Here is a 20632-nt window from a genome sequence, read left to right as displayed (position 1 = left end):
CGATACTGTCGCAACCAACCTTCCTTCGACTCGCCATAGAGCTGGATATCCTGCCAACCTTCAGCACCTGCCATGATGGCGCTAATAACAAGGAAAATGACATCAACTAAGTCGTGCTTTTTGTTAACATCAGAGCGAGTTTCTTCTACAACTGTAAGGTGTTCAATCAGGTTCATTGGTTGCGCCTAGCAATGGGATTGGCGCTATTTGATCATAAATTAGCTAAAAGTGCGATCCCGCCCTGTCCTTTAGAGTTGGTGCTGTTTATAACTTATTTCGACATAGGAAGTTGATATGCGCTTATTTGTTTCTTTTCTATTAATCTTCGCTTTTTTTGATCTTTCGGCAAATGAACAACCGATAGGTTATCCAGATGATGCTCAGTGGGTTGAACCAGAAACGGTTGAAGTACTTTCGTATTGGTGCGTTATATTTGGAAAGTTTTACGGTGGGAATACTACGCCAGCAAAAGTAGACTTAAGTATCTGTTCAAATTGGTTTTTATCAGAGCATGACAAAGCCTATACCAATTCATATGTTGTAACAACAAATTCCGGTGGCTACTTTGTTGGTACAGGTGATAAAACTAAAAAGTTTGTCGTAAATTATACGACGACATGGAGAAAAGCGCATATTAATCCACCTGTGTCAGGCGTACACGATTACGGGGCTGTCTCTGAATTTAGCGAGCAAGTAAATCAGTGTCCGCCAGACTCTAACCCAGAGTATATACACCCACATGACAGTGATAATGATGGCCAAATAGATCGGTGTTACAATCCAGATGATAAGCTTGTATGTTATTCCCCGCATACAAACTTGCCAAAAAACAATACAGATACCCACTGTTATTAGTGGTCGGTGTCTTTGGTTTATTCTGTTTGGTTTATTTATACAAGTGAGCCGGAACAGAAAATGTATTATTTAGTCGTGCGATAAATGGAAAATAGGTAGCTACCAGTTTAAACGCCATTGGTACTCAATTCTAAACTGTTTAGGTGTCAACGAGCTATATATCTTAAACGCTTCATTAAATGAGCGAATGGAGTTGAAATTACTTTGCTCCGCAATAATCGAAATCGGAATGGATGTTCTCGCCAATAACCTCTGAGCTTTCTTAATTCTGATATGCCGATACAATTCGGTAAAGTTAGTATCTAATTCTTTCTTTAACAATCTCTTCAAAGATGACTCACTCACATTTAGTGTCGAGGCACAATCAGTAAAAGAACGAACTTCATCAGCACTAATATACTCTATAAGTCTAGGTATCCAGGTTTGTGGAGTGGCTGTTATATACGACTCAGTTTTATCACAACTGGTGCGTAGGGAGTTCAGAATACTAATCACTTTGGTTACTTGTTCGACTGAATTAGATCGCTTCATTTCTAACATAGGTGTTTTATATAGAGATTCTTTACATTTTGTATCGAGCGATAAAGCAACCACCTGATTAATAGTCTTTAGCCAATGCATAGTAGGTTGAAGCTCTGGGATGGAGGTGTCGAGTAGCTCATTTCCAAATAACACTACTACGATATCTTGAGCTTTACTTTCACAATCCCATGTATGTCGCACATATGGGGGAATGAGAAGTAGCTCACTTCCCTCTGTTCTAGATACTGAATCACCGATATAGCGCTTTCCTTTACAATTAGTCAGCATTATTAATTCATAACTGTCATGAGCATGGAGTTCAAACATTGGAGAACTATTTTTTAAGTGATGAACTCGGATCGAACGGTTTGGTGAAAAACGAGTTAACTTGATATTTGCCATTTGAGCCAAAACCTCCATAAGGTGAGCTTAAACCACCAAAATTACCATGGGTAGTCGTTAAAGTTAAGGACTAGCTAACAAAATAAATAGCTAAATTTTTACTCTCGTACATATTTTTAATTTATAAAGGTCACTCGCATGGGTAATGAGAATCTAAATATTGTTTTCGACTTGGACGGAACCATCGTTAAGCACGGTAAGCCACTAGATAGCCAAAAGGCTAAAGATATAGAAAGGCTTACATCGGGTTATAATTTGTTTTTTGCATCAGCCAGGCCAATTAGAGATATGCTGCCGTTAGTACCAGAAGAGTTGAGAGGTGCTACATTTATCGGTTGTAATGGTGGACAAGCATGGAAACATGGGGATATGATTTTTTCAAACCAATTTCCCTATGAAGCAATTGGACCGATACTCGATCTTTTAAAAGCTAAATCGGCTCCCTATATTATTGATGGTGAATGGAAGTATGCATTTTCACAAAAGAAGCATGAGTTCCACGGTTATATTGAATCACTATCAGATTTTAGAGTGTCGGAGGAAGATATCATTACGAATGGTGTTACCAAGCTCTTAATTCTCTGCTCACAAGTAAAAAAAGATATCGAACAGTTTGTTTTGTCTAATAATCTGAAATGTAGCCTTCATACCCATACTTATGACAACTTTTTTGACTTAACACCCATTAAAACGAACAAGGCTAAAGCTCTTGATAAACTAGGCGTCGAGTTCGAGAACACTTTGGCAATAGGTAACGACTACAACGACTTTGACATGTTAGATAAATCGAAAATATCGATTTTCGTTGGAGAGACTGACTCTTATGGTAAAGCAAGTTACCGCTGTTCATTTGATTGTGTCCTAGATGTAGTAGCAGATATTATAAAAAGCCTGAGTTATAATCACTAAAATAGCTTAAGGGGAATCAGGAAATCAGTTGGATGCCTTCACTTTTCCTACAATATCTAATGAGTATTACTATCAAGTAGATAAATATTTTTTGGTGTGTACCTGAATAATTTCCTCGTCTATATTTTGGCGGTATTAGGATCCACCACATCATTCAAAAAGGAGATGTATATTAATGTCGGAGCAATATTTATTCCTATTCCCTATAGCTAGTTTATTACTCATTGGAGCAATGACACCCGGGCCATCGTTTATTTTAGTTGCGCAAACTGCTATGGCAAAGTCTCGAATTGAAGCCATTTGTATCGCCAGCGGCTTAGCATTGGGCGCTAGTACATTTGCATTAATGGCATCAATCGGGCTCATAACACTTTTTCAATCAGTGCCTCAGCTTTACGTGGCATTCAAAATTCTTGGTGGTTTATATCTCTGTTATCTAGGATTACAGATGTGGCGAGTAGGCAAAAATAAAGCCTGTTATGTTGAGTCTGAAGTATCTAGCAACCCTGCTCATATTAAAGCTGTAACTTTAGGGTTAGCAACACAGTTAAGCAATCCAAAAACTGCAATAGTTTTTAGTAGTGTGTTTGCAGCGATGCTTCCTGCTAGAGTGCCAGATTACACAACATTAATATTGGTTGTCGGTGTGTTCGTCTTAAATTTTTCGTGGTACTTTGGAGTTGCTGTGGTGCTATCAAGTTCAAAAGCGCAAGCTCGTTATTTGCGGTTTCAGTCAATAATCAATAAAGGTTCAGGTTTAATAATGGGATCATTGGGCAGTAAGTTTGTCGCGGATGGCTTCAAGATCTAACACTGCATTTAGCTCTTATTGGCCTTCCCTGAATTATTTTTTCTAATTTAATTATATCTGAAGTTTTTTTCGATAAGTTTATAATTATACTCGGATTTTAACCTTATTGCATTGAACTGAACGAAGAAAGAGTATAGTTAGGGTTTGGCGCAGAGATTACCTTTGTTGCAGAATATGTAATCGAAATTGATCTAGCGCCACAAAATTATATTGATTGGCAATTGAATCAGAAGCCATAAAATGTCAACCACCGTTGGTGGCACATCATCAGGGTTTAAGGTACCTATTCTAGTCTATATTGAGTGTGTTAGACCTTAAGCTCTAACGCGTTTTTGTCTAAATACGAGTTGGACGAGCGGCTGTTATCACAATTAGGTTTAAAATATGAAGTTGCTGTTACACGGCCAAGTATGGCACTTATGCAACTGCCAAATTTGATTAAGCGTAAACAATTCCGACACCCACTATTATAAGCGGTGGGTGTCATTAGTTTCAGTATTTTTTGAACTCAAGTCTTATTTAGAGTTAGTCGAGCTTACGTGGAAATGTATTCGCACCGATAAAAAGGCGCTATTTTTGAGGCTCAACCTATTCAAACGCGTTCAATAATTAAACAACCAACCAATCAGCATTAAAAAATGACCATTTAGCAATAATCTACATGCTTTTTCACTTCAGTTGAGTACTATAAAAATATAGGTAGCAACTTGTATTTATTATGGTAGATCTTATTTTACGGCCAAAAGAGCAGTTCGTGATGCTCGCAAGCATCGCGGCTATCAGCCTTGCTATTAGTTTAACTGACTGGGTGCAAAGAGGAATGCACCTTTCGGTGAATATTTTACTATCATCGATTCTCGCCGTGATTTGTCTTTACTGGCTGCCAATGGTGTTAAGTTATCTCGGTGTTCAGCGCTTAAAGCTCTCTAACTGGCCACTGCAATATACGATTTTTTATTGCTTTATGGTGCTTGGTTGCATGTCGTGGGGTGTACTTAGAAGCCTTTTGGTAAATACGCAAACTTTTGCCTTGTTCGAAGCCGCAGCGATTGCACTACCTTGGTCTGCGGGTATTTTTGTTGCGACTACGTTTTATCTTTCTCAACGTCATTTAAAACAAGAAAGGCAACTTCGGCAGCTCGCCGAGATCAGACTACTACATAGCCAATTAAATCCACATTTTATGTTTAATAGTCTCAATACGATTTCTGCGTTTTTAAAACATCATCCCGAGACTGCTGGTGCGCTTATTCATAACCTAGCTGCTGTATTACGTTATTCATTAAAGCATTCTGTGGTAACGGAAGAAGATGCAAAAAGGGTAACGATAGCCGATGAATTAGTGAACTTAAATCAATGGGTTGAAATTGAAACTTGCCGGTTTGGTGAAAACCTTTCGATTACATTTGAAGTCGATGAATCCTTAATTAACGAGGAAATGCCGGCAATGCTCCTACAACCTATTTTAGAAAATGCCATAAAGCATGCAAAGGTAAATCCACTGAATATCAAAGTGTTGATTGCAGCTGAAGGCGATGAGGTACTTTTTGAGGTGAGGGACAATGGTGTAGGGTTTAGTGGCGCACTCTTGGCACAGCCAGAGAAAGCCGGCTTAGGGCTCTCAATTACCCGCTCTCGACTTCGCTTAGAAGCAAGTACAGAGTTGGAACTAAGCAACGAAGAAAGATCCGCTGGTGCCGTTGTACGCTTTAGATTAAAAAGGAACGGGCAAGTATGTTAAATATCGTCATCATTGAAGATGAGCAACCCGCAATAGAAAAATTGCTTATGCAGCTATCGCTAGTATCTACACATAAAGTCGTTGGCACATACAGGGATCCAATCGCATTCTTAAATAGCGGCAATAATGGCAATATCGATTTGCTATTTGTTGATATTAACCTACCAAGTATCAATGGCATGGCTTTGGCCTTAAAACTTAAGGCCACGGGTTTTATGGGGGCAATAATTTTTACCACAGCACATAGCAAGTTTGCTGTTGATGCTTTCACACTTGGTGCAGTTGATTATTTACTTAAACCATATAATAACGAGCGACTGTCATTAGCGTTATCCAGAGTTGGTGCTATCGCGAGCACACCTGTAGACATAAAATTACCGAGCAAAGTGGCAGGGAAAATCGTATTGATTGACACTAACCGTATTGATGTCATCAAGCTTGAGTTTGGTCAAGCCTACGCTTATTGCGCCGATCAACACTTTCCGTTAGAGGGTTCATTGGATGAGTTACAAGCTCAATTACCCGCGAGATTTTTAAGAGTCCACCGCGACACCGTTATTAATCAAGAAGCCATCGTCTCGTTTGAACGTTGGGTCACGGGGGGTTATTTGGTGAAATTACGTGGTAGCAACCAGCAAGTTATCACGAGCCGAAACGGCGCAAAAATACTCAAACAAAAACTGATCAGTTAAATAGTTAGGAATTAACATGATGAAATTTATTATGCCATTGGCTTTGGTAGGGTTACTTGCGGCTTGTTCAAATGACGCGCAGCCCGATGTGAAGAAGCAGTTTATACAAGAGGGTCAACCACGGCCTTTGGTTGTTGTACTGGGGGGAAGTGAAGGGGGAAATACACTCTCAGCTTCCCATTGGCGACCTTTTCTTGATGGTTTTAATGACATTGCTGTATCTGTTGCCGCAATGGGATATTACGGTACTCAAAATACGCCAAGCAGTGCGGCAGAATTATCGCTGAATAAAATTGCTGATCGAATAATCACGCTGACGAAAGATCCCATGATAGATGAAAAATGTGTCGCAGTTTATGGTTTCTCCAAGGGGGCTGAACTTGCACTATTGTTAGGCGCACACTTTGATGAAATTAATCATGTTGTTTCAGTAATGCCCAGCCATGTTAGCTGGAATGCAGTTAAAACACTTTCGTCTCGCTCAAGTTGGTCGCTAAATGGGACACCACTTGATTATATTGATGCGCCCTTACTCTCATGGAAAATGCAAAAAGGCAATATCACAGGAGAGTTTACTCCAGCTTTTAATCAAGCACTGAGTGAGGCGAGTGCAGACGCCGTTGCAGCGGCAAAGATCCCTGTAGAAAAAATCAATGGACCAATATTACTGGTGTCGGCAAAACATGACGAGATCTGGCCATCTTATCAAATGTCACAGCATATAGAGTCGAGTCTACAAACAGCCAAATTTTCTTATCCATTTGAACATATTGCAATGGATGGCGGGCACTATAGTCTCAATAAAGAAGTGCAAACGCAAGTTAACCAGTTTTTACATCAGACATTGGTTGATACTTGTATGGCCCGTTAAAAAATACCACCTAATCTTCGTAATTAATGCCTTTCTAGCAGCCAGTTTTAGCGCTAACTGCGTAAATTCACCTTGCTTACAGGATGTAGGCACCGTAGCGAGAGTAGGACGCGGAAGCGGTGTTATTCCCAAAACTGTCTAGCTAGATAAGGGTATAATTTAATGTGATATTAAAAAATGGGTTAGCTGTTTTTTATCTAAGCCTCAGGTTAGTTACGAGTTTAGTGTTGAGAAGGTGACACTGAATGTTGCGCCACCAAGTGTGTTCTTGCAGGTAACGTCTAAAGTGGCATGATGTAAATCTACCACTTCTTTTACGATGGCAAGGCCAAGGCCGCTTCCGGTCATTGATGATTGCTCTTTGCGCCAAAAACGTTCAAAGATCTTTTCGTAGTTTTGAATGTCAATTCCAGGCCCGCTGTCCATCACCGAAATACTGTTTCCTGACGCATGTACTTTTATTAGTGCACCTTCTGCGCTATGGCGTAACGCATTCTCGATAAGATTTTTGATCATGATGTGAATAGAAGACTGATCGCCTGCAAACACCTCACCATTTTCGTCTATCTCTAATTCTAATTGTTTGTTCAACGTAACAGATAAAGGAGCCAGCATCATACAAGCTTCTTTTGCCAGAGGGGTGATACTAAGTGATTGCTTTGCATAAGCGTCTAGACTCTGGGCACGCGATAAGTCAAGTAGTTGTTGTACCACCCGAGTCATATAGCTAACATCAGCTAAAATGCCAGCATGGGTGTTTTTATCCAGTTTTGCCAACTCCACTCTCGTGTTTAAAATAGCAAGCGGCGTTTTTAATTCATGCGCGGCATTTGCAACAAAACGCTTCTGTTCATCAAACCCAGTTTCGACCCGTGCAATTGCTTGGTTTAGCGAATGCACAATAGGTACAATTTCAACGGGTAAACCTTGCTCGCTCAGGCGAAAGTTAAGTTGCTCGGGTCTTACTCGTGCCAATTGTGCCGCAACACTTTTTACTGGTTTAACAATCGAGCGGATCGAAAGGTATCCCACTAGCATAAATACAAAAAATGCGGCAATGATAATAAAGATAGACACTTGGCTAAGTGCAGGCATAACCGCTTCGTTTGCAAGCTCACCAAGCAGATCGTTTCTACCTAGGTAGATATTAACAGGTACGTTATCTATTTCCGTTTCTATACGGTAACGGTCTATGCCCTTTAAATGAGAGTAGCCAACAGGAATATCTTGGTTGTCCATTAAAGCTTGAAGTGCCGCAGAGCTAGTGATGTTGGACGTCGATTGAAGCAGTGTCTCGTTCGTCTCGCCATGGGTTACCCTGAAAACCAAATTGTTATATAAAGCGTCATATCCCCACTTTTCTGCAACATTATCAGATTGATAGACTAGCTCACGGTTGCTGTTAAATGATAGCTGCTCTTGAATATCTTCACTCATCCCAAACATACTTTCTTTTACGGCTAAGTTAGCGTAATTAGTTGAAAATAAGTACAAACTTATTCCAATTAAACTAAATACGCTGGAACCGATAATAAAGAAATGCAGATAGATTTTTTTGGCCAAAGAAATCGGTTTCATGTCAAAATATATCCTATGCCACGTAGGGTATTAATGGTCGTTTGTGCATTAGATGACTCTAATTTTTTACGGATCCGATGAACCGCGACTTGAATTGCATTATCTGTTACTTCAAATCCCATGGCGTATATTGCATCATATAAGGCATCTTTACCCACCGTTAACCCTGCATTTCGGATCAGATATTCCAAGATGGCCACTTCAGTTTTTCCCATTGTTAAGTTTTCACCACAGACGGTAACCCTTCTTGCTTTGGTATCGAGCGACACATTGTTATGGGTGAGCAGATTTGCGGTGTAACTACTTGGGCGACGCAGTAGTGCTCTTAACCTTGCTTTTAGCTCATCAATGGCAAAAGGCTTGTTGAGGTAATCATCAGCCCCCAAATCAAGACCTTTAATGCGGTCATCTACACTTCCGCGCGCTGTGAGAATAAGTATCGGTAGCGTATTTTGTTGTTTGCGGATCTCGCGAATGACCTCTAACCCGTCTTTATCGGGCAAACCAAGGTCTAAAACGAGAGCGTCATACTGCCAACTTTGCATCAATTGCGTATTTTGTGCTGCGGTTATGGCAATATCAGCAGCATGACCATCTTGGGCGATAGCTTGTTGAATAAATTCAGCAAGCTGCTGGTTATCCTCAGTAATTAGCACTCTCATTCGTTTGTAAGCTCCTTTTTTGTGTTATGTTTTGGCTTTGCTGGAAACGCTTGCCTGCAAGTATCAGCTTGAGTAATACAGGTAATACCAGCATGCTCAATAGAGTTGAGGTCAACAAACCACCAATCACAGCCCAAGCCAATGGTGGCCATAATGGGCTGGCGCTTGATGTTAACGGCAACATGCCGATTATTGTAGTTAATGTGGTCACTATAACAGGACGAATACGGTTTTGTACCGATAAGCAAATTGACTCTTCTAGTGTACAGCCTTGTTGTAAGTGGTTGAGCGCATTTTCGATCAATAAAATTGCAGTATTTACCACAATTCCCATGAGTGCGAGTACGCCTAAGATTGACATAAAGCCGAAGGGGATCCCAGTAATTGCGAGCATAGCCGGTGCACCAATAATACCAAGCGGTATGGTCAGCATAACCAAAGCGGTTAGGCGATAAGAATTAAACTGCACCATCAATGCGGCAAACAAGAGTGCGATGCCAAAAGGAAGGGTTTGTAGTAACGCGCCATTGGCTTCTTCTGACTCTTCTAGTTCGCCGCCAAAGCTAAGCTTTACAAGGTGTTGTTTGGCTATACCTTCCAGCGTTGGCTGTAACGTCTGTAATATATTTTCTTCATCACTGCTAGGTAGTACATCCGCCTTTATTGACATGATAAATTCACCATTGCGTCGCTCAATAAAAGGAGGTGCATTGACAATATTTGCCGATACCAGTCCAGAAAGTGCTGTGGTGGCATATTGGGGCAATAGTACCTGTGTATTTACCATATCAACACTGCTTTGGGTTGAGCTCGGGTCAAAGAGAACAAGCTCTACAGGTTCAAAATTATAATCAAGCGTGGTTACCCGCAGCCCTGAACTTCTCCAAGCGATATAATCAGCTATTTCTTCGTGACGTAACCCAAAAGCAGACAAAGCGAGTTGGTCTATGTCTAAGTTGATAGCGGGCGCACCGAAACTATAATTTCTGTATGGAGAAACGACTTCTGGATGCTGGCGAAGTTCTAAAAACATGGCTTCTGCGGCATTGAATAGGGCAGTTTGATCATTGCCTGTGAGCCTTAACTCAATTGGGCTTTCAATTGGTGGCCCTTGTCCTAATTCTTGGGCTTTGATCAGTACTTCGGGAAATTGCTGTATTAGCACACTATTTAGTGATTGCGAAAACTCAACCGGATCTACGTCCTCTGTAAGTGTTACTACTACGCGAGCAATATGAGTTTCGCCAGGCTTTTGTGCGAGGTTATAGTAAAACCTTGGACCTGAAAAGCCACTAAAAACCATGACGTCGGTAACGTGTTTATTGCGACTGGCAAAATCAGCCACCTCATTTGCGGTTTGAGTTGTGATGTCGATATGGCTAGAGAGCGGTAATTGCACATCGATATATATTTGATTACGGTTAGCGCTTGGAAAAAATTGACCATTGGCGCTTGGCAATGAAAGTAGCGCGGTGACAAGCACTGCAGCTAGGGTGAGCGTTAACGCAGGCTTTTTTAGTACAAGAGCGGATAAATGATACCCGAGTTTTGACAGAGCGTCTGCGAAGTGGCGCTGCCATTTTTCAAGTCCAGTATTTGAAACATGAATATGAGCAAACAAGATGGGGATGAGTATTAGTGCAGCAAGGTAGCTCAAAGAGATGCAAATGATCACCAATATAGGGATTGTTGCGATAAAATCTGCAACACTGCCTTTGGCAAGTAACATTGGGATAAAAGCAGCAATCGTGGTGGCGGTTGCGGCAGCAAGCGGTTTTCTTAACTCAATGACCGAGCGTGTTATTGCTTTTGCTACCGTTACACCTTTATTACTATGATGGCTTAGTCGTTCAGCAATAATAATACAGTTATCAACCATTAAACCGAGTGACAGCACCAGACCGGCAATGGTCATCTGGTGGATAACGCCGTCAAAAGTGGTGAATAATGCAATAGACGATAAGACAATAGCAGGTACGGTCAGGCTTATAATGACCGCACTTTGTATCGACAGAAATAGCAGAAGAATGACACCGATACCAATACAGCTTTGAATAAGCGAATTAACTAAACCGTCACGCCGTTTCTCTGACCAATCTGGCTGAAAAATCTCTATGGACACTGGTGTGTTGTCATATCGTGTATTGATGTCAGTCACCGCTTGTTTAATCGTATTCCCAGCGGCTTCAATATTTACTTGATTTGGCGGTAAGGAAAGGGCGATGCCGATAACCTGTTCGCCATTTTTCCAAAACTGTTCAGTTGCTGTTGGTTGCGCTCTGTAATGGATGTCTGCAATGCTACCCAGTGGCACTTTCGCACCTTCAGGTGTGGTTAGCTGTACATCAGCAATTTTCTCGTCTTGGTTGAGGTGGTTAATGGGCAACAATGCAAGGTTACTGAGATTGTTAGAAAGTACACCAAGATTATTTTGTTTATTGGCATCTCTTAGCTGCTGTGCGATGGCTGTTGGTGTGAGCCCCAGAGCTAACATTCGGTGTTGAGAATAACCGATAGCCAGTTCAATGCCTGGGTCACCAATTAATGTCGCTTCCCTCACGACGGCAAGCTGGCGTAATTCATCTCGTATTTTTACTGCTATTTTACGATCCATAGCCAACCCATTCCCGGTCTGAACGACAAGTAAGATCCCCTGCGTATCTTGTGCTCTGTCCATAACCTGAATTGAGCCACCATTTAGCCCTGAGCGAAAGGGCGCAACTTCCTCTTTGATCCGCTGCCATATCAAATCAGTGTTATATTCTTGTTCGTTAAGCTCTATGTCAATAGTGGCATTACCGAAGCGGATCCTAGATTGAATTGTATTAATTTGCTCAATTTTGGCGAGGCTGCGTTCTAGTGGTTTGACGATGCTATCATTTAATTGGGTAGCACTTTGACCCGGGATAGTTATCTGAATAAAACCATTGCGATAAGGAAAGCTAGGATCTTCTTGGCTTTTTGCATTAAACCAACCGAATAATCCTGTAATAACGAGAAGCAGCGATAGCCCAAGGACTAAGCGTGTTGAAGCATATAAACTCAGTCTATTTTTTATCATTATCTTGGCCTCTTAGCATGGCTAAATTCACTCCCAATTTGGCGGCGGAGGTGACTAGCAAGTCTTGACCTGCAAGTCTTGGCGCGGTCACTAATACTTTATCTCCTTCGTTACCAAGTAGATTGACAGAAAACCGTTCAAGCTCTGGCTGGGCAACAAAAACATAAGCTTGCTTGTTCAGGTCGTAATGAATTGCAGAAGCTGGAACGCGAAATAGGGGATCATGAGTAATTGCAAGTTCAAGGCGACTAAGTAACCCAACTAATTCAGGGCTTTGATGATTTAAATCCACGGTTAATTTAAATAAACGTCCTACAGCCATTGATGGCAGGCTTTTCTCGATTACTTTTCCCGTTAACCTTTTATTGATTGATGGCACATAGATAGTAACGGTTTGATTGATAGCTAAATCAATATATTCTTGCTCAGGCAATAGAAACTCAGCTTTTAATGTTGTTAGTGTTTGTAACTGGAAGATGGGCTGACCAGCATCAACAACATCCCCTGCACGTGCATAGTTGTTTGTTATGATGCCATCACTTGGTGCTACAATCTGCTGCTCATTTAACATGTTTCTTGCCTCTTCAAGCAGCACTTTCGCTGAGCGGACTTGTTGAACTTGTTGATCGAGTTCAAGTCTTGCAATATCTAAAACAGAATCTGAAACGAGCTTTTTAGCAAATAGCTTTTTGAGTCGTTCAAAATCCCGCTCTGCCTGCGCTTGTGCTTGCTGAGCGCTCGTAAGCTGAGATTGTTTTTCACGTAATTGTGTCTCCAAAGTCGGCGAATACAGTGCAGCAAGCACTTCGCCTTTGACAACTCGTTTGCCTGCAAAAGCCGATAATGACTTTATTCGCGCAGTGCTGAGTGAGGCGACATCGACAACATCACTCCCCGTAATTGTGCTGTAAAAACGTTTAGTTGGAACCGTCTCAACCAGCTCTACAGCTTCGAAGACCTCTGGTTTTACTATGTATTCAGCCACTTCTTCTTTTGGCTCAACACTACAGCCCAGTAGGGCTGTAGTGAATAACAAAAAAATGAATTTAAAAAACATAGACATATCCAAAAATAATTTGTGCGCTGCCTGAAGCGTCTACAAGCGGTGAGTCTTTGATCTCGCTGCCATAGCTGGTGTAACTTATGTCAGCTTTAATCATATGATGCTTGCCCAAAAACCAGTCGCTTTGTATGCCGACTTCAAAAGCAGTACTTGAATCACCAAGATAAAAGGCTCTATTGGTCAGTGCTTCAGTGGCTTGAACGCCGTAGTAATAATCAACCAGATCCTCACTTTGAAAGTTTGCGGCGATGTAGGGGAAGACGCGACCATCTTCAAATCTAAATGGCACGCCATAACTCACACTGGCTTCATAACCTTTGTGTGTGCTACTGACATCGTGCATAAATTCAAAGCCAAACTCACCAAAACTGGTATCGTACTCCATCTCAAAACCAGCATCGAAGCTCATGTCTCTGTCTTCCATACCGATAAAGTAATCACTATCGTTTGCCTCAAAGCCGTCTAGCCTGAGGTGTGCAGAAAGGCTGACCTCAAACTGCTCAGTTTGGTAGACCTTATAATTCGCTCTTGGTCCAAGTAAGCTAAAGTTGCCATATTGGATGGCAACAGCTGGGACAAACTCAGTTTCATTCCCTATGCCAACGTAGCCTTGGTCTTGAGAAATAATTGCTGCACCAATTCCCCATTTTAGTTGCGGTGATTCTGGTGGCGCGTCTGCTAATACTTGTGTGCTACAAATAATAGACATAGTGGTGACGAGGTTAAGTAGTTTTCTAGCCATAATGATATTCCTTGAAGTTCATGTTTTTTCATTGCAGCTAGAGTAAGCCAGTAAACTTTCTCGAAACTTACAGCATAGAAAATAATCATCTGTGCCTTAATTTTATAAGTTGTCATTGCTGTTGTGTCTGCAAAAGCTTAGTATCGGGGTACTTCGTAGGCGTAGAACAACGCGTTTGAATTAAATCTACCGGTGCTACTGTAGAGTAGCCTTGCGGTTTACTGAATAAGAATAACAAGGGCAAGTAATGAGTGAAGAACAAAATCAATCACAACAAGAAGCGCTGACGCCGGAGCAACAGCGTGAACGGTCTATTCAATGGCAACGTAGCTGTGTGCAGGCTGCGCAGAAGCACCTTGCAGACAAAGGAATATTGCCTGAAAGTATCATAGAAAAAGAATGCCGCTATATAGAACCTTTAGTGGCACTTTGGAAAATAAAGGGCCAAAATGGAAAGCGGTACTGGGTCATTACCGGAAACCTACCCACTGATCATATTGAGTCCTCAGCAGCTGCAACACCAAGGGATGCGCTGCGCTCTTTCTCATTTCATTGGCAGCTCAAAGCCGATGAAATTATGGCCACTAAGCCGGTAGAAAAGACCCAAGCTCAATTTGCAAATTTATTGATTAACCGAGCGCATGGTTTATACGACTTATTTGCTAAAGAAGAGCTCTGGGCTAGTGAAGCATAGTAAACGGCTCTGTTTTTAAAGCTTGGATAGGGCATTTCAAGCGCTGTCTTGGAATGCCTGCTTCCATAAAAACGTGCCCGTGTTCTGAAAACCCAGATTGTAAGAATTCCGGTACTTCATCTAGAATGCACTGGATATAAATATTTTCCAGCCCCTTATCTTTTGCGATATCAACGAGCCCACTAATAAGGGAAGAGTAGGCCTCTCTATTACGGTGTGATTTGAATATGGCGATCCGACTAAGCAAACCGTCCTGACATAACCGCCCAGTGCCGACGGCACCATCGTGGTCATCAATGATAATTAAATGCTCGGCGGTAATATCTTGTTGGTCAAACTCTACGTCTTTTGGGATATGAAGCTCGCAAACAAATACCCGCTCTCGTATTGCTTTGAGCTCAAACTTTTTGGCTTGCCAATTTACTCGACTAATTCTATAACTCATACTGCCCTCGATATACAGATTACACCTGCATTCCCTGTTCATGACAAGTTAGAGCAGACAAGCCTCTATAAGTGCAGAGACTTGCAGTATGTTATTGTTATTGTGAACGCGACTATCTTGTTCTAACAGGCGTTACTCCCAGCTATCGTCGTCGTCAGTTTCTTCTGGATCACTGTCTTCAACGAAGTACGTCCCATCATTAAACAGTTTAGTTAACGTTTGTTTAAATTCCAAGCTATCTAAAGCAGGAATTATTGCCTTAAAGTCTATCGTCGTATGATCGGTCAATTGTTTAATTGCCTCTAAACAATGATGGCTCAACGTGTAGTTTTCACCATTTACACTAAGCAAAACATGTGTCTCACAGATTTGATAAATTGCTCGCACGCCACCTGCGCGATAAATTATCGGGTTTTCTATTGCGATTTCATCAAGATCTTGTAACTCCAGTGGTGGATCGAGGGGGGCTAAGTCCATTTCATGCTTTGGCTCGCTTAGCGTTTTTCCAAGCCAACTACTATAAAGTTTATCGTCTTTCATTAAATCGTGAAGCATAGTGTGGATCTGCTGTTTGTCTGAGGCTGTTACTTCACCTATTGATGCTCGGGGGGATAGATCAGGATCACTGAATCTTTTCTTGCCTGCTTCCATATCAATAATGTGATCCGCGAAGCTAGAAAGTAAGTCTTTTTGATCTGGGGCTCTAAAACCGACAGAGTAATTTAAGGCGTTTTCGACAGCATAGCCCTCATGGGGACAAGCTGGTGGTATGTATAAAATATCCCCAGGTTCGAGTACCGCATCTATGACTGCATTGAACTGCTCAACTTGAAGTAGGCTTTTGTTTTGAGCGAACTGTTTTAAACTATCGTCACGAAGGCCAACTCGCCAATGGCGTTTTCCTTGTCCTTGAATAATAAAGACATCATATTGGTCTAAATGCGGTCCTACGCCGCCTCCGGGTGTGGAATAGCTGATCATTAAATCATCTATTCGCCAATTTGGAATAAATCTAAATGCTTCTACTAATTCCGCGGCTTGTGGATGCCAATGATCAACTGCTTGAACAAGCAGTGTACTGTTACTGTCAGTTAGTAACTCAAACTGTTCGAATGGACCGTGGTACGCTTCCCATTTGTCTTGGTGGTTAGTAACGATACGCGACTCTATACAGTCTTCTGTTGCGAGGCCGGCAAGTTCTTCCGGGGCAATTGGATCGATAAAATTCTGAAAACCTTGTTTGATCAATAGTGGTTTTTTTTGCCAATATTGCTCAAGAAATTGGCCGAATGTTAGATCATTTATTTGCAGTTGATACATGAGGGGATCCCTGAGATAAAAAAAGCGAAAGAGGCAGACTCTTTCGCTTATCTTATACCAATTCACAGCGGATTAAATCTACATTTGAGACTAAATAGTGCTGAACTGGTGTTAAAACAGAGTGATTTTACACTTAGTTTAGTTCATCAATAAACGCTTCAGCACGACCGATGTAGTTCGCTGGCGTCATTTCTTTCATCTGTGATTTTACTTCATCAGGTAACGCTAGGTTATCAATAAAATCAGCCATGATTTCTTGGTTGACACGCTTACCGCGAGTAAGATCCTTTAGCTTTTCATATGGTTTTTCAATACCGTACTTACGCATCACTGTTTGGATAGGCTCAGCTAAAAGCTCCCAGTTGTCATCAAGCTCTGCCAGTAAACGCTCTGCATTTACTTCTAACTTACTAACACCTTTAAGCGTTGCTTGGTAGGCTATCAGCGCATAACCCATACCAACGCCTAAATTACGTAATACTGTAGAGTCCGTCAGGTCACGTTGCCAGCGTGATACAGGCAGCTTTTGTGCTAGGTGAGCGAAAATAGCGTTAGCAATGCCAAGGTTACCTTCGGAGTTTTCAAAGTCGATAGGGTTAACTTTGTGTGGCATTGTTGATGAACCAATTTCGCCTGCAATCGTTTTTTGCTTGAAATGATTGAGCGCAATATAACCCCAAACGTCACGATCAAAGTCGATTAATATGGTGTTGAAGCGAGCGATAGCATCAAACAGTTCAGCAATGTAATCATGCGGTTCGATTTGAGTAGTAAACGGGTTCCACGTCAGGCCTAAACTTGATACAAACCGTTCGCTGTGAGCATGCCAGTCGTAATCTGGGTATGCACTTAAATGCGCATTATAGTTGCCAACTGCACCATTAATTTTACCTAGTAACTGTACATTTGCGATCTGCTGGCGTTGGCGCTGAAGGCGAACATAAACATTTGCAAACTCTTTGCCCATGGTTGATGGCGAAGCCGGTTGGCCGTGAGTACGAGTCATCATTGGGATAGATTTGTATTCTACAGCTTTTTCTTTAATCGCAGCGAGTAACTCATCGCAATAAGGCAGTAGCACGTTGTCGCGGGCTTCTGTAAGCATCAAACCGTGTGACAGGTTGTTGATGTCCTCAGAGGTACAGGCAAAATGAATAAACTCATTAACAGCATGTAGCTCGGCATTATCCGCTACTTTTTCTTTAAGAAGGTATTCTACAGCTTTAACGTCGTGGTTGGTGGTGCGTTCAATCTCTTTGACACGTGCAGCATCTGCTTCGCTGAAGTTTTCAACAATGCTATCTAGAAGTGCATTTGCTTCATCGCTGAAAGCTGGTACTTCGGTGATGGCGTCGCTGCTCGCTAATGCTTGTAACCAACGAACTTCTACGATGACGCGATACTTTATCAAGCCAAATTCACTGAAGATACTTCTCAGTTCTTTAGTCTTGCTACCATAGCGACCATCCACAGGAGAGATAGCGGTTAACGCTGAAAGCTCCATAATAACTCCTAACTGTTTGTTTTGAACGATACTTTTAGAGTGGCTTTGGCGCCACTACGAATTTACAAATAACTCTTTGCCGCGCTGATGATTTTTTTCTTCGCAAAGAAGAAGTGACGACGTTTTCCACCGAGTTGACGCCACAATACAGCACTGCGGATCCCTGCTAGCAGTAATGCTCGGATTTTTTGTTGCGTAGCAGGTTGTTTTAATAGTTCAGGCTTGCCAAATACTTGGATTTTAGGGCCTAAGGGGCTGATAACTTGTCCGTATATATCGGCAAGGGAAGCAATGATTTGACTTTCATAGATGTCAAAGTGTAGAAGTTGACGCTCTATCTGTTCAATTTTTTGTGCCAATAAGTTGAGTGATTTACTGTCGTTTGTTAACACTCTCTCCAGTTGCATCATCGCGCCAACGTATTTAACCATTTCAACGTCTTTCTCACCGCCCGCAGAAAGTTGCTCAACCAGTGTTTTACATCCAGCTTTAATTGCAAATTTATCTGGATAAACATCTTCAGGTCGCTCGGGGGCGGTATTAATAATGCTCTTTAGAAAGCCTTCTACTTCATTATCATTAAATGTCCCGTAGCGGGCACATTTTTGTACCAGTTTACTGATTTGGCACATCGCGGCCAAAGGCATTACAGATTGATTTTGCATTACTTTATTACCGATTCAATGATCCCGCCACCAAGGCATACGTCATCGGCATAGAATACCGCTGATTGTCCTGGTGTAACCGCTTTTTGTGGCTCATCAAATAGCACGCGAGCCATGCCGTCTTGACCGACTAAAAGCGTACATGGAATATCGGTTTGTCGATATCGTGTTTTTACGGTGCAACGTGTCGTACCTTGGGGACCTACTCGGTCAACCCAGTGTAGTTGATTAGCATTTAAACCGTTACTGAATAGGCGAGGGTGATTCTTTCCTTGACCTACAACCAGAACATTTCTTTCAATGTCCTTGTCTACTACATACCAAGGTTCACCATTGCCTTCTTTTGAACCGCCAATTAATAAGCCTTTGCGCTGACCGAGCGTGTGGTACATCAAGCCTTCGTGTTCACCAACATGATTACCGTCACAATCCTCAATCACACCAGGTTGCGCTGGTAAAAACTTCGCAAGAAAGTCTTTAAATTTGCGTTCACCAATAAAACAAATACCGGTTGAGTCTTTTTTATCATGTGTGATTAAGCCTTGTTCTTCCGCAATTTTGCGCACTTCTGGTTTAGCGATTTCACCTACAGGGAAAAGCGTTTGCGCAATATGCTCATGACTTAGCGTGTAAAGAAAATAGCTTTGGTCTTTGTTCTCGTCTTCCCCACGCAACATAGCGAATTTACCATCGCGCTCGGCTCGTCGAACGTAATGTCCTGTCGCAATATAGTCAGCGCCAAGTGCTTCAGCAGCAAATTGTAAAAATGCTTTAAATTTGATTTCTTTATTACACATGATGTCTGGGTTTGGCGTACGACCCGCCTTGTATTCTTCAAGGAAGTGCTCGAACACATTATCCCAGTACTCGGCGGCAAAGTTGACGGTGTGTAGTTCAATGCCTAGCTTGTCACAAACTGCCTGAGCATCTTTTAGATCTTCAGCTGCAGCACAATACTCATCATTGTCATCTTCTTCCCAGTTTTTCATAAACAGGCCTTCGACCTGGTATCCTTGCTGTTTTAAAAGGTAGGCAGATACGGAAGAATCAACACCGCCGGACATTCCGACGATAACTTTAATGTGACTATTATCGCTCATAATTTTGCTATTAATCTTAATGCTCAGTAAGAAAGCGCTTATTATACTTAAATCTCTTCAAATTGCACGTCTGTGAAGTCCCCGTGGTAGGTGTTAAAGCACTAAGTGCAATGTGCTAAACCACCTTGTATTCACCATTTTTTAAATTGCCCAAGCTGTATGATCCGATTTGGGCACGGATCAGTCTGAGCGTCGGATGGCCTATGTGTGCAGTCATCCTTCGCACTTGGCGATTACGGCCCTCTGTGATTGAGATTGACAGCCACGTAGTGGGGATATTCTTACGCTCACGAATAGGCGGGTTTCTTGGCCAGATATCAGGTTCAGTTATTACCTCTACTTTTGCAGGCAAGGTTGGCCCGTCTTTTAATTCCACTCCATTTCTCAAGGCATCAAGATTATCATTGGAGGGGATGCCTTCGACTTGAACCCAATATGTTTTATAGGTCGATTTCTTAGGTGCGGTCAGTTTATTTTGTAACTTACCGCAGTTAGTGAGTAATAATAACCCTTCGCTGTCTCGGTCTAAGCGACCTGCAGCATAAACATCTTTAATATCAATAAAGTCGGCTAGGGTTTTACGGTTTTGATCGTCAGTGAATTGACACAATACATCAAAAGGTTTGTTAAACAATACTACTTTGACTTGCTCTGGCGGCAGTGTTGGCTTTAACGGCCTTTGGTTAACCGGGAGCTTTCGTGATTTAGACCGTTGAAGAAAAGGGGGCTTTTTTCTTTGCGGTGCTCTGGAGTTTGATTTGCTGGCTCTATTACTTGTGCTCATCGCCATATTCCTAGTTTTCACGAAAAGCAGTATATTAACGCAATTGAGCAAATGTGTCGCCCAAAAGCAAAAAAGCGGCCTTTTGGCCAATGCCAGTCAGTTAAGCTGACTGGCATTTCTTTTTTTATATGGGTACTTTGATGGCTTAGGCTTTATCGCTCTTGGATACTGCCTATCTTCTCTTCTAGGTGGCAGTTTAAATAGTCTTAGC

Annotated in this window: 20 protein-coding genes; 7 read left to right on the top strand and 13 right to left on the bottom strand. The window is 41.8% G+C overall.

The features are described 5' to 3' along the window. Positions 1 to 176: transposase family protein (locus tag F9Y84_RS21140; protein ID WP_168756787.1), on the bottom strand; the 176-nt coding region annotated here is incomplete at its 3' end. Between the two features lie 118 nt (positions 177 to 294). Here F9Y84_RS21140 and F9Y84_RS21135 point away from each other — a divergent pair. Then, entirely contained in the window at positions 295 to 855 is a 561-nt protein-coding gene (locus F9Y84_RS21135) for a hypothetical protein (protein WP_147390615.1), read from the top strand. A gap of 99 nt (positions 856 to 954) precedes the next feature. Here F9Y84_RS21135 and F9Y84_RS21130 read toward each other — a convergent pair whose 3' ends face one another. Beyond that, positions 955 to 1779 carry an AraC family transcriptional regulator gene (locus F9Y84_RS21130; RefSeq protein WP_225740724.1) on the bottom strand — a complete coding sequence of 275 codons (825 nt, stop codon included), beginning with the start codon at positions 1777 to 1779 and terminating at the stop codon, positions 955 to 957. 138 nt (positions 1780 to 1917) lie between these two features. On the opposite strand from F9Y84_RS21130, the gene F9Y84_RS21125 reads away from it, so the two are divergent. The 5 genes from F9Y84_RS21125 (at position 1918) to F9Y84_RS21105 (ending at position 6803) form a co-directional block, all read left to right on the top strand. Then, positions 1918 to 2688 (top strand): HAD-IIB family hydrolase, encoded by a 771-nt coding sequence (locus tag F9Y84_RS21125; protein WP_147390616.1) that lies wholly within the window; start codon positions 1918 to 1920, stop codon positions 2686 to 2688. A gap of 175 nt (positions 2689 to 2863) precedes the next feature. After that, on the top strand, positions 2864 to 3499 hold the full coding sequence (locus F9Y84_RS21120; protein ID WP_147390617.1) for a LysE family translocator: 636 nt from the start codon (positions 2864 to 2866) through the stop codon (positions 3497 to 3499). A gap of 718 nt (positions 3500 to 4217) precedes the next feature. Beyond that, complete coding sequence (locus F9Y84_RS21115; protein ID WP_147390618.1) at positions 4218 to 5240, top strand: sensor histidine kinase; 1023 nt, start codon at positions 4218 to 4220, stop codon at positions 5238 to 5240. Then, positions 5234 to 5932, top strand: coding sequence for a LytR/AlgR family response regulator transcription factor (locus tag F9Y84_RS21110; protein WP_147390619.1), 699 nt, complete (start codon positions 5234 to 5236; stop codon positions 5930 to 5932). Before F9Y84_RS21115 ends, F9Y84_RS21110 begins: the two co-directional genes overlap by 7 nt. A gap of 16 nt (positions 5933 to 5948) precedes the next feature. Further along, on the top strand, positions 5949 to 6803 hold the full coding sequence (locus F9Y84_RS21105) for an acyl-CoA thioester hydrolase/BAAT C-terminal domain-containing protein (protein WP_225740723.1): 855 nt from the start codon (positions 5949 to 5951) through the stop codon (positions 6801 to 6803). Between the two features lie 213 nt (positions 6804 to 7016). Here the strand turns inward: F9Y84_RS21105 and F9Y84_RS21100 are convergent, their stop codons facing one another. From F9Y84_RS21100 to F9Y84_RS21080, 5 genes are read right to left on the bottom strand one after another with little or no spacing between them, the layout of a single operon-like run. Continuing rightward, the gene (locus F9Y84_RS21100; RefSeq protein WP_147390620.1) at positions 7017 to 8381 is read right to left on the bottom strand and encodes a sensor histidine kinase; all 1365 of its coding nucleotides are present in this window, start codon (positions 8379 to 8381) and stop codon (positions 7017 to 7019) included. Beyond that, entirely contained in the window at positions 8378 to 9043 is a 666-nt protein-coding gene (locus tag F9Y84_RS21095; RefSeq protein ID WP_125254125.1) for a response regulator, read from the bottom strand. Before F9Y84_RS21095 ends, F9Y84_RS21100 begins: the two co-directional genes overlap by 4 nt. After that, positions 9024 to 12104 carry an efflux RND transporter permease subunit gene (locus F9Y84_RS21090; RefSeq protein WP_147390621.1) on the bottom strand — a complete coding sequence of 1027 codons (3081 nt, stop codon included), beginning with the start codon at positions 12102 to 12104 and terminating at the stop codon, positions 9024 to 9026. The genes F9Y84_RS21095 and F9Y84_RS21090 overlap by 20 nt, the downstream gene beginning before the upstream one ends. Then, positions 12091 to 13161, bottom strand: a complete 1071-nt coding sequence (locus tag F9Y84_RS21085) for an efflux RND transporter periplasmic adaptor subunit (protein ID WP_167508287.1) — start codon at positions 13159 to 13161, stop codon at positions 12091 to 12093. The genes F9Y84_RS21090 and F9Y84_RS21085 overlap by 14 nt, the downstream gene beginning before the upstream one ends. Beyond that, positions 13151 to 13909 (bottom strand): MipA/OmpV family protein, encoded by a 759-nt coding sequence (locus F9Y84_RS21080; protein ID WP_147390623.1) that lies wholly within the window; start codon positions 13907 to 13909, stop codon positions 13151 to 13153. The genes F9Y84_RS21085 and F9Y84_RS21080 overlap by 11 nt, the downstream gene beginning before the upstream one ends. A 247-nt stretch (positions 13910 to 14156) precedes the next feature. On the opposite strand from F9Y84_RS21080, the gene F9Y84_RS21075 reads away from it, so the two are divergent. Beyond that, a complete protein-coding gene (locus tag F9Y84_RS21075) occupies positions 14157 to 14603 on the top strand; it encodes a DUF4826 family protein (RefSeq protein WP_147390624.1) in 447 nt (148 codons plus the stop codon). Here the strand turns inward: F9Y84_RS21075 and F9Y84_RS21070 are convergent. From F9Y84_RS21070 to F9Y84_RS21045, 6 genes are all read right to left on the bottom strand, one after another. Next, positions 14590 to 15048: a GNAT family N-acetyltransferase gene (locus F9Y84_RS21070; RefSeq protein WP_147390625.1), complete on the bottom strand. Its 459-nt coding sequence runs from the start codon at positions 15046 to 15048 to the stop codon at positions 14590 to 14592. The two genes, F9Y84_RS21075 and F9Y84_RS21070, sit on opposite strands and share 14 nt — an antisense overlap. Before the next feature lie 132 nt (positions 15049 to 15180). Then, positions 15181 to 16368 carry a ribosomal protein uL16 3-hydroxylase gene (locus tag F9Y84_RS21065; protein WP_147390626.1) on the bottom strand — a complete coding sequence of 396 codons (1188 nt, stop codon included), beginning with the start codon at positions 16366 to 16368 and terminating at the stop codon, positions 15181 to 15183. A 133-nt stretch (positions 16369 to 16501) separates the two neighbouring features. Then, positions 16502 to 17872: an adenylosuccinate lyase gene (purB, locus tag F9Y84_RS21060; RefSeq protein ID WP_128730280.1), complete on the bottom strand. Its 1371-nt coding sequence runs from the start codon at positions 17870 to 17872 to the stop codon at positions 16502 to 16504. A gap of 62 nt (positions 17873 to 17934) precedes the next feature. Next, positions 17935 to 18537 carry a high frequency lysogenization protein HflD gene (gene hflD, locus F9Y84_RS21055; protein WP_147390627.1) on the bottom strand — a complete coding sequence of 201 codons (603 nt, stop codon included), beginning with the start codon at positions 18535 to 18537 and terminating at the stop codon, positions 17935 to 17937. Continuing rightward, a complete protein-coding gene (mnmA, locus tag F9Y84_RS21050) occupies positions 18537 to 19637 on the bottom strand; it encodes a tRNA 2-thiouridine(34) synthase MnmA (protein WP_147390628.1) in 1101 nt (366 codons plus the stop codon). Before mnmA ends, hflD begins: the two co-directional genes overlap by 1 nt. A gap of 115 nt (positions 19638 to 19752) precedes the next feature. Next, positions 19753 to 20421 carry a pseudouridine synthase gene (locus tag F9Y84_RS21045; protein ID WP_147390629.1) on the bottom strand — a complete coding sequence of 223 codons (669 nt, stop codon included), beginning with the start codon at positions 20419 to 20421 and terminating at the stop codon, positions 19753 to 19755. Positions 20422 to 20632 lie beyond the last annotated feature (211 nt).

The sequence above is a fragment of the Pseudoalteromonas peptidolytica genome, from assembly GCF_012641745.1.
Lineage (GTDB): Bacteria > Pseudomonadota > Gammaproteobacteria > Enterobacterales > Alteromonadaceae > Pseudoalteromonas > Pseudoalteromonas peptidolytica.
The sequence above is the reverse complement of the archived record's forward strand: the minus strand, read 5'-3'. Positions and strand labels throughout refer to the sequence as shown.

Coding starts and splice junctions, on each gene's coding strand:
- F9Y84_RS21075 (WP_147390624.1), top strand. CDS start 14,157: ATGAGTGAAGAACAAAATCAATCACAACAAGAAGCGCTGACGCCGGAG.
- F9Y84_RS21105 (WP_225740723.1), top strand. CDS start 5,949: ATGATGAAATTTATTATGCCATTGGCTTTGGTAGGGTTACTTGCGGCT.
- F9Y84_RS21045 (WP_147390629.1), bottom strand. CDS start 20,421: ATGAGCACAAGTAATAGAGCCAGCAAATCAAACTCCAGAGCACCGCAA.
- F9Y84_RS21095 (WP_125254125.1), bottom strand. CDS start 9,043: ATGAGAGTGCTAATTACTGAGGATAACCAGCAGCTTGCTGAATTTATT.
- F9Y84_RS21080 (WP_147390623.1), bottom strand. CDS start 13,909: ATGGCTAGAAAACTACTTAACCTCGTCACCACTATGTCTATTATTTGT.
- hflD (WP_147390627.1), bottom strand. CDS start 18,537: ATGCAAAATCAATCTGTAATGCCTTTGGCCGCGATGTGCCAAATCAGT.
- F9Y84_RS21085 (WP_167508287.1), bottom strand. CDS start 13,161: ATGTTTTTTAAATTCATTTTTTTGTTATTCACTACAGCCCTACTGGGC.
- F9Y84_RS21070 (WP_147390625.1), bottom strand. CDS start 15,048: ATGAGTTATAGAATTAGTCGAGTAAATTGGCAAGCCAAAAAGTTTGAG.
- F9Y84_RS21125 (WP_147390616.1), top strand. CDS start 1,918: ATGGGTAATGAGAATCTAAATATTGTTTTCGACTTGGACGGAACCATC.
- F9Y84_RS21130 (WP_225740724.1), bottom strand. CDS start 1,779: ATGGCAAATATCAAGTTAACTCGTTTTTCACCAAACCGTTCGATCCGA.
- F9Y84_RS21115 (WP_147390618.1), top strand. CDS start 4,218: ATGGTAGATCTTATTTTACGGCCAAAAGAGCAGTTCGTGATGCTCGCA.
- F9Y84_RS21135 (WP_147390615.1), top strand. CDS start 295: ATGCGCTTATTTGTTTCTTTTCTATTAATCTTCGCTTTTTTTGATCTT.
- F9Y84_RS21120 (WP_147390617.1), top strand. CDS start 2,864: ATGTCGGAGCAATATTTATTCCTATTCCCTATAGCTAGTTTATTACTC.
- mnmA (WP_147390628.1), bottom strand. CDS start 19,637: ATGAGCGATAATAGTCACATTAAAGTTATCGTCGGAATGTCCGGCGGT.
- F9Y84_RS21110 (WP_147390619.1), top strand. CDS start 5,234: ATGTTAAATATCGTCATCATTGAAGATGAGCAACCCGCAATAGAAAAA.
- F9Y84_RS21100 (WP_147390620.1), bottom strand. CDS start 8,381: ATGAAACCGATTTCTTTGGCCAAAAAAATCTATCTGCATTTCTTTATT.
- F9Y84_RS21065 (WP_147390626.1), bottom strand. CDS start 16,368: ATGTATCAACTGCAAATAAATGATCTAACATTCGGCCAATTTCTTGAG.
- F9Y84_RS21090 (WP_147390621.1), bottom strand. CDS start 12,104: ATGATAAAAAATAGACTGAGTTTATATGCTTCAACACGCTTAGTCCTT.
- purB (WP_128730280.1), bottom strand. CDS start 17,872: ATGGAGCTTTCAGCGTTAACCGCTATCTCTCCTGTGGATGGTCGCTAT.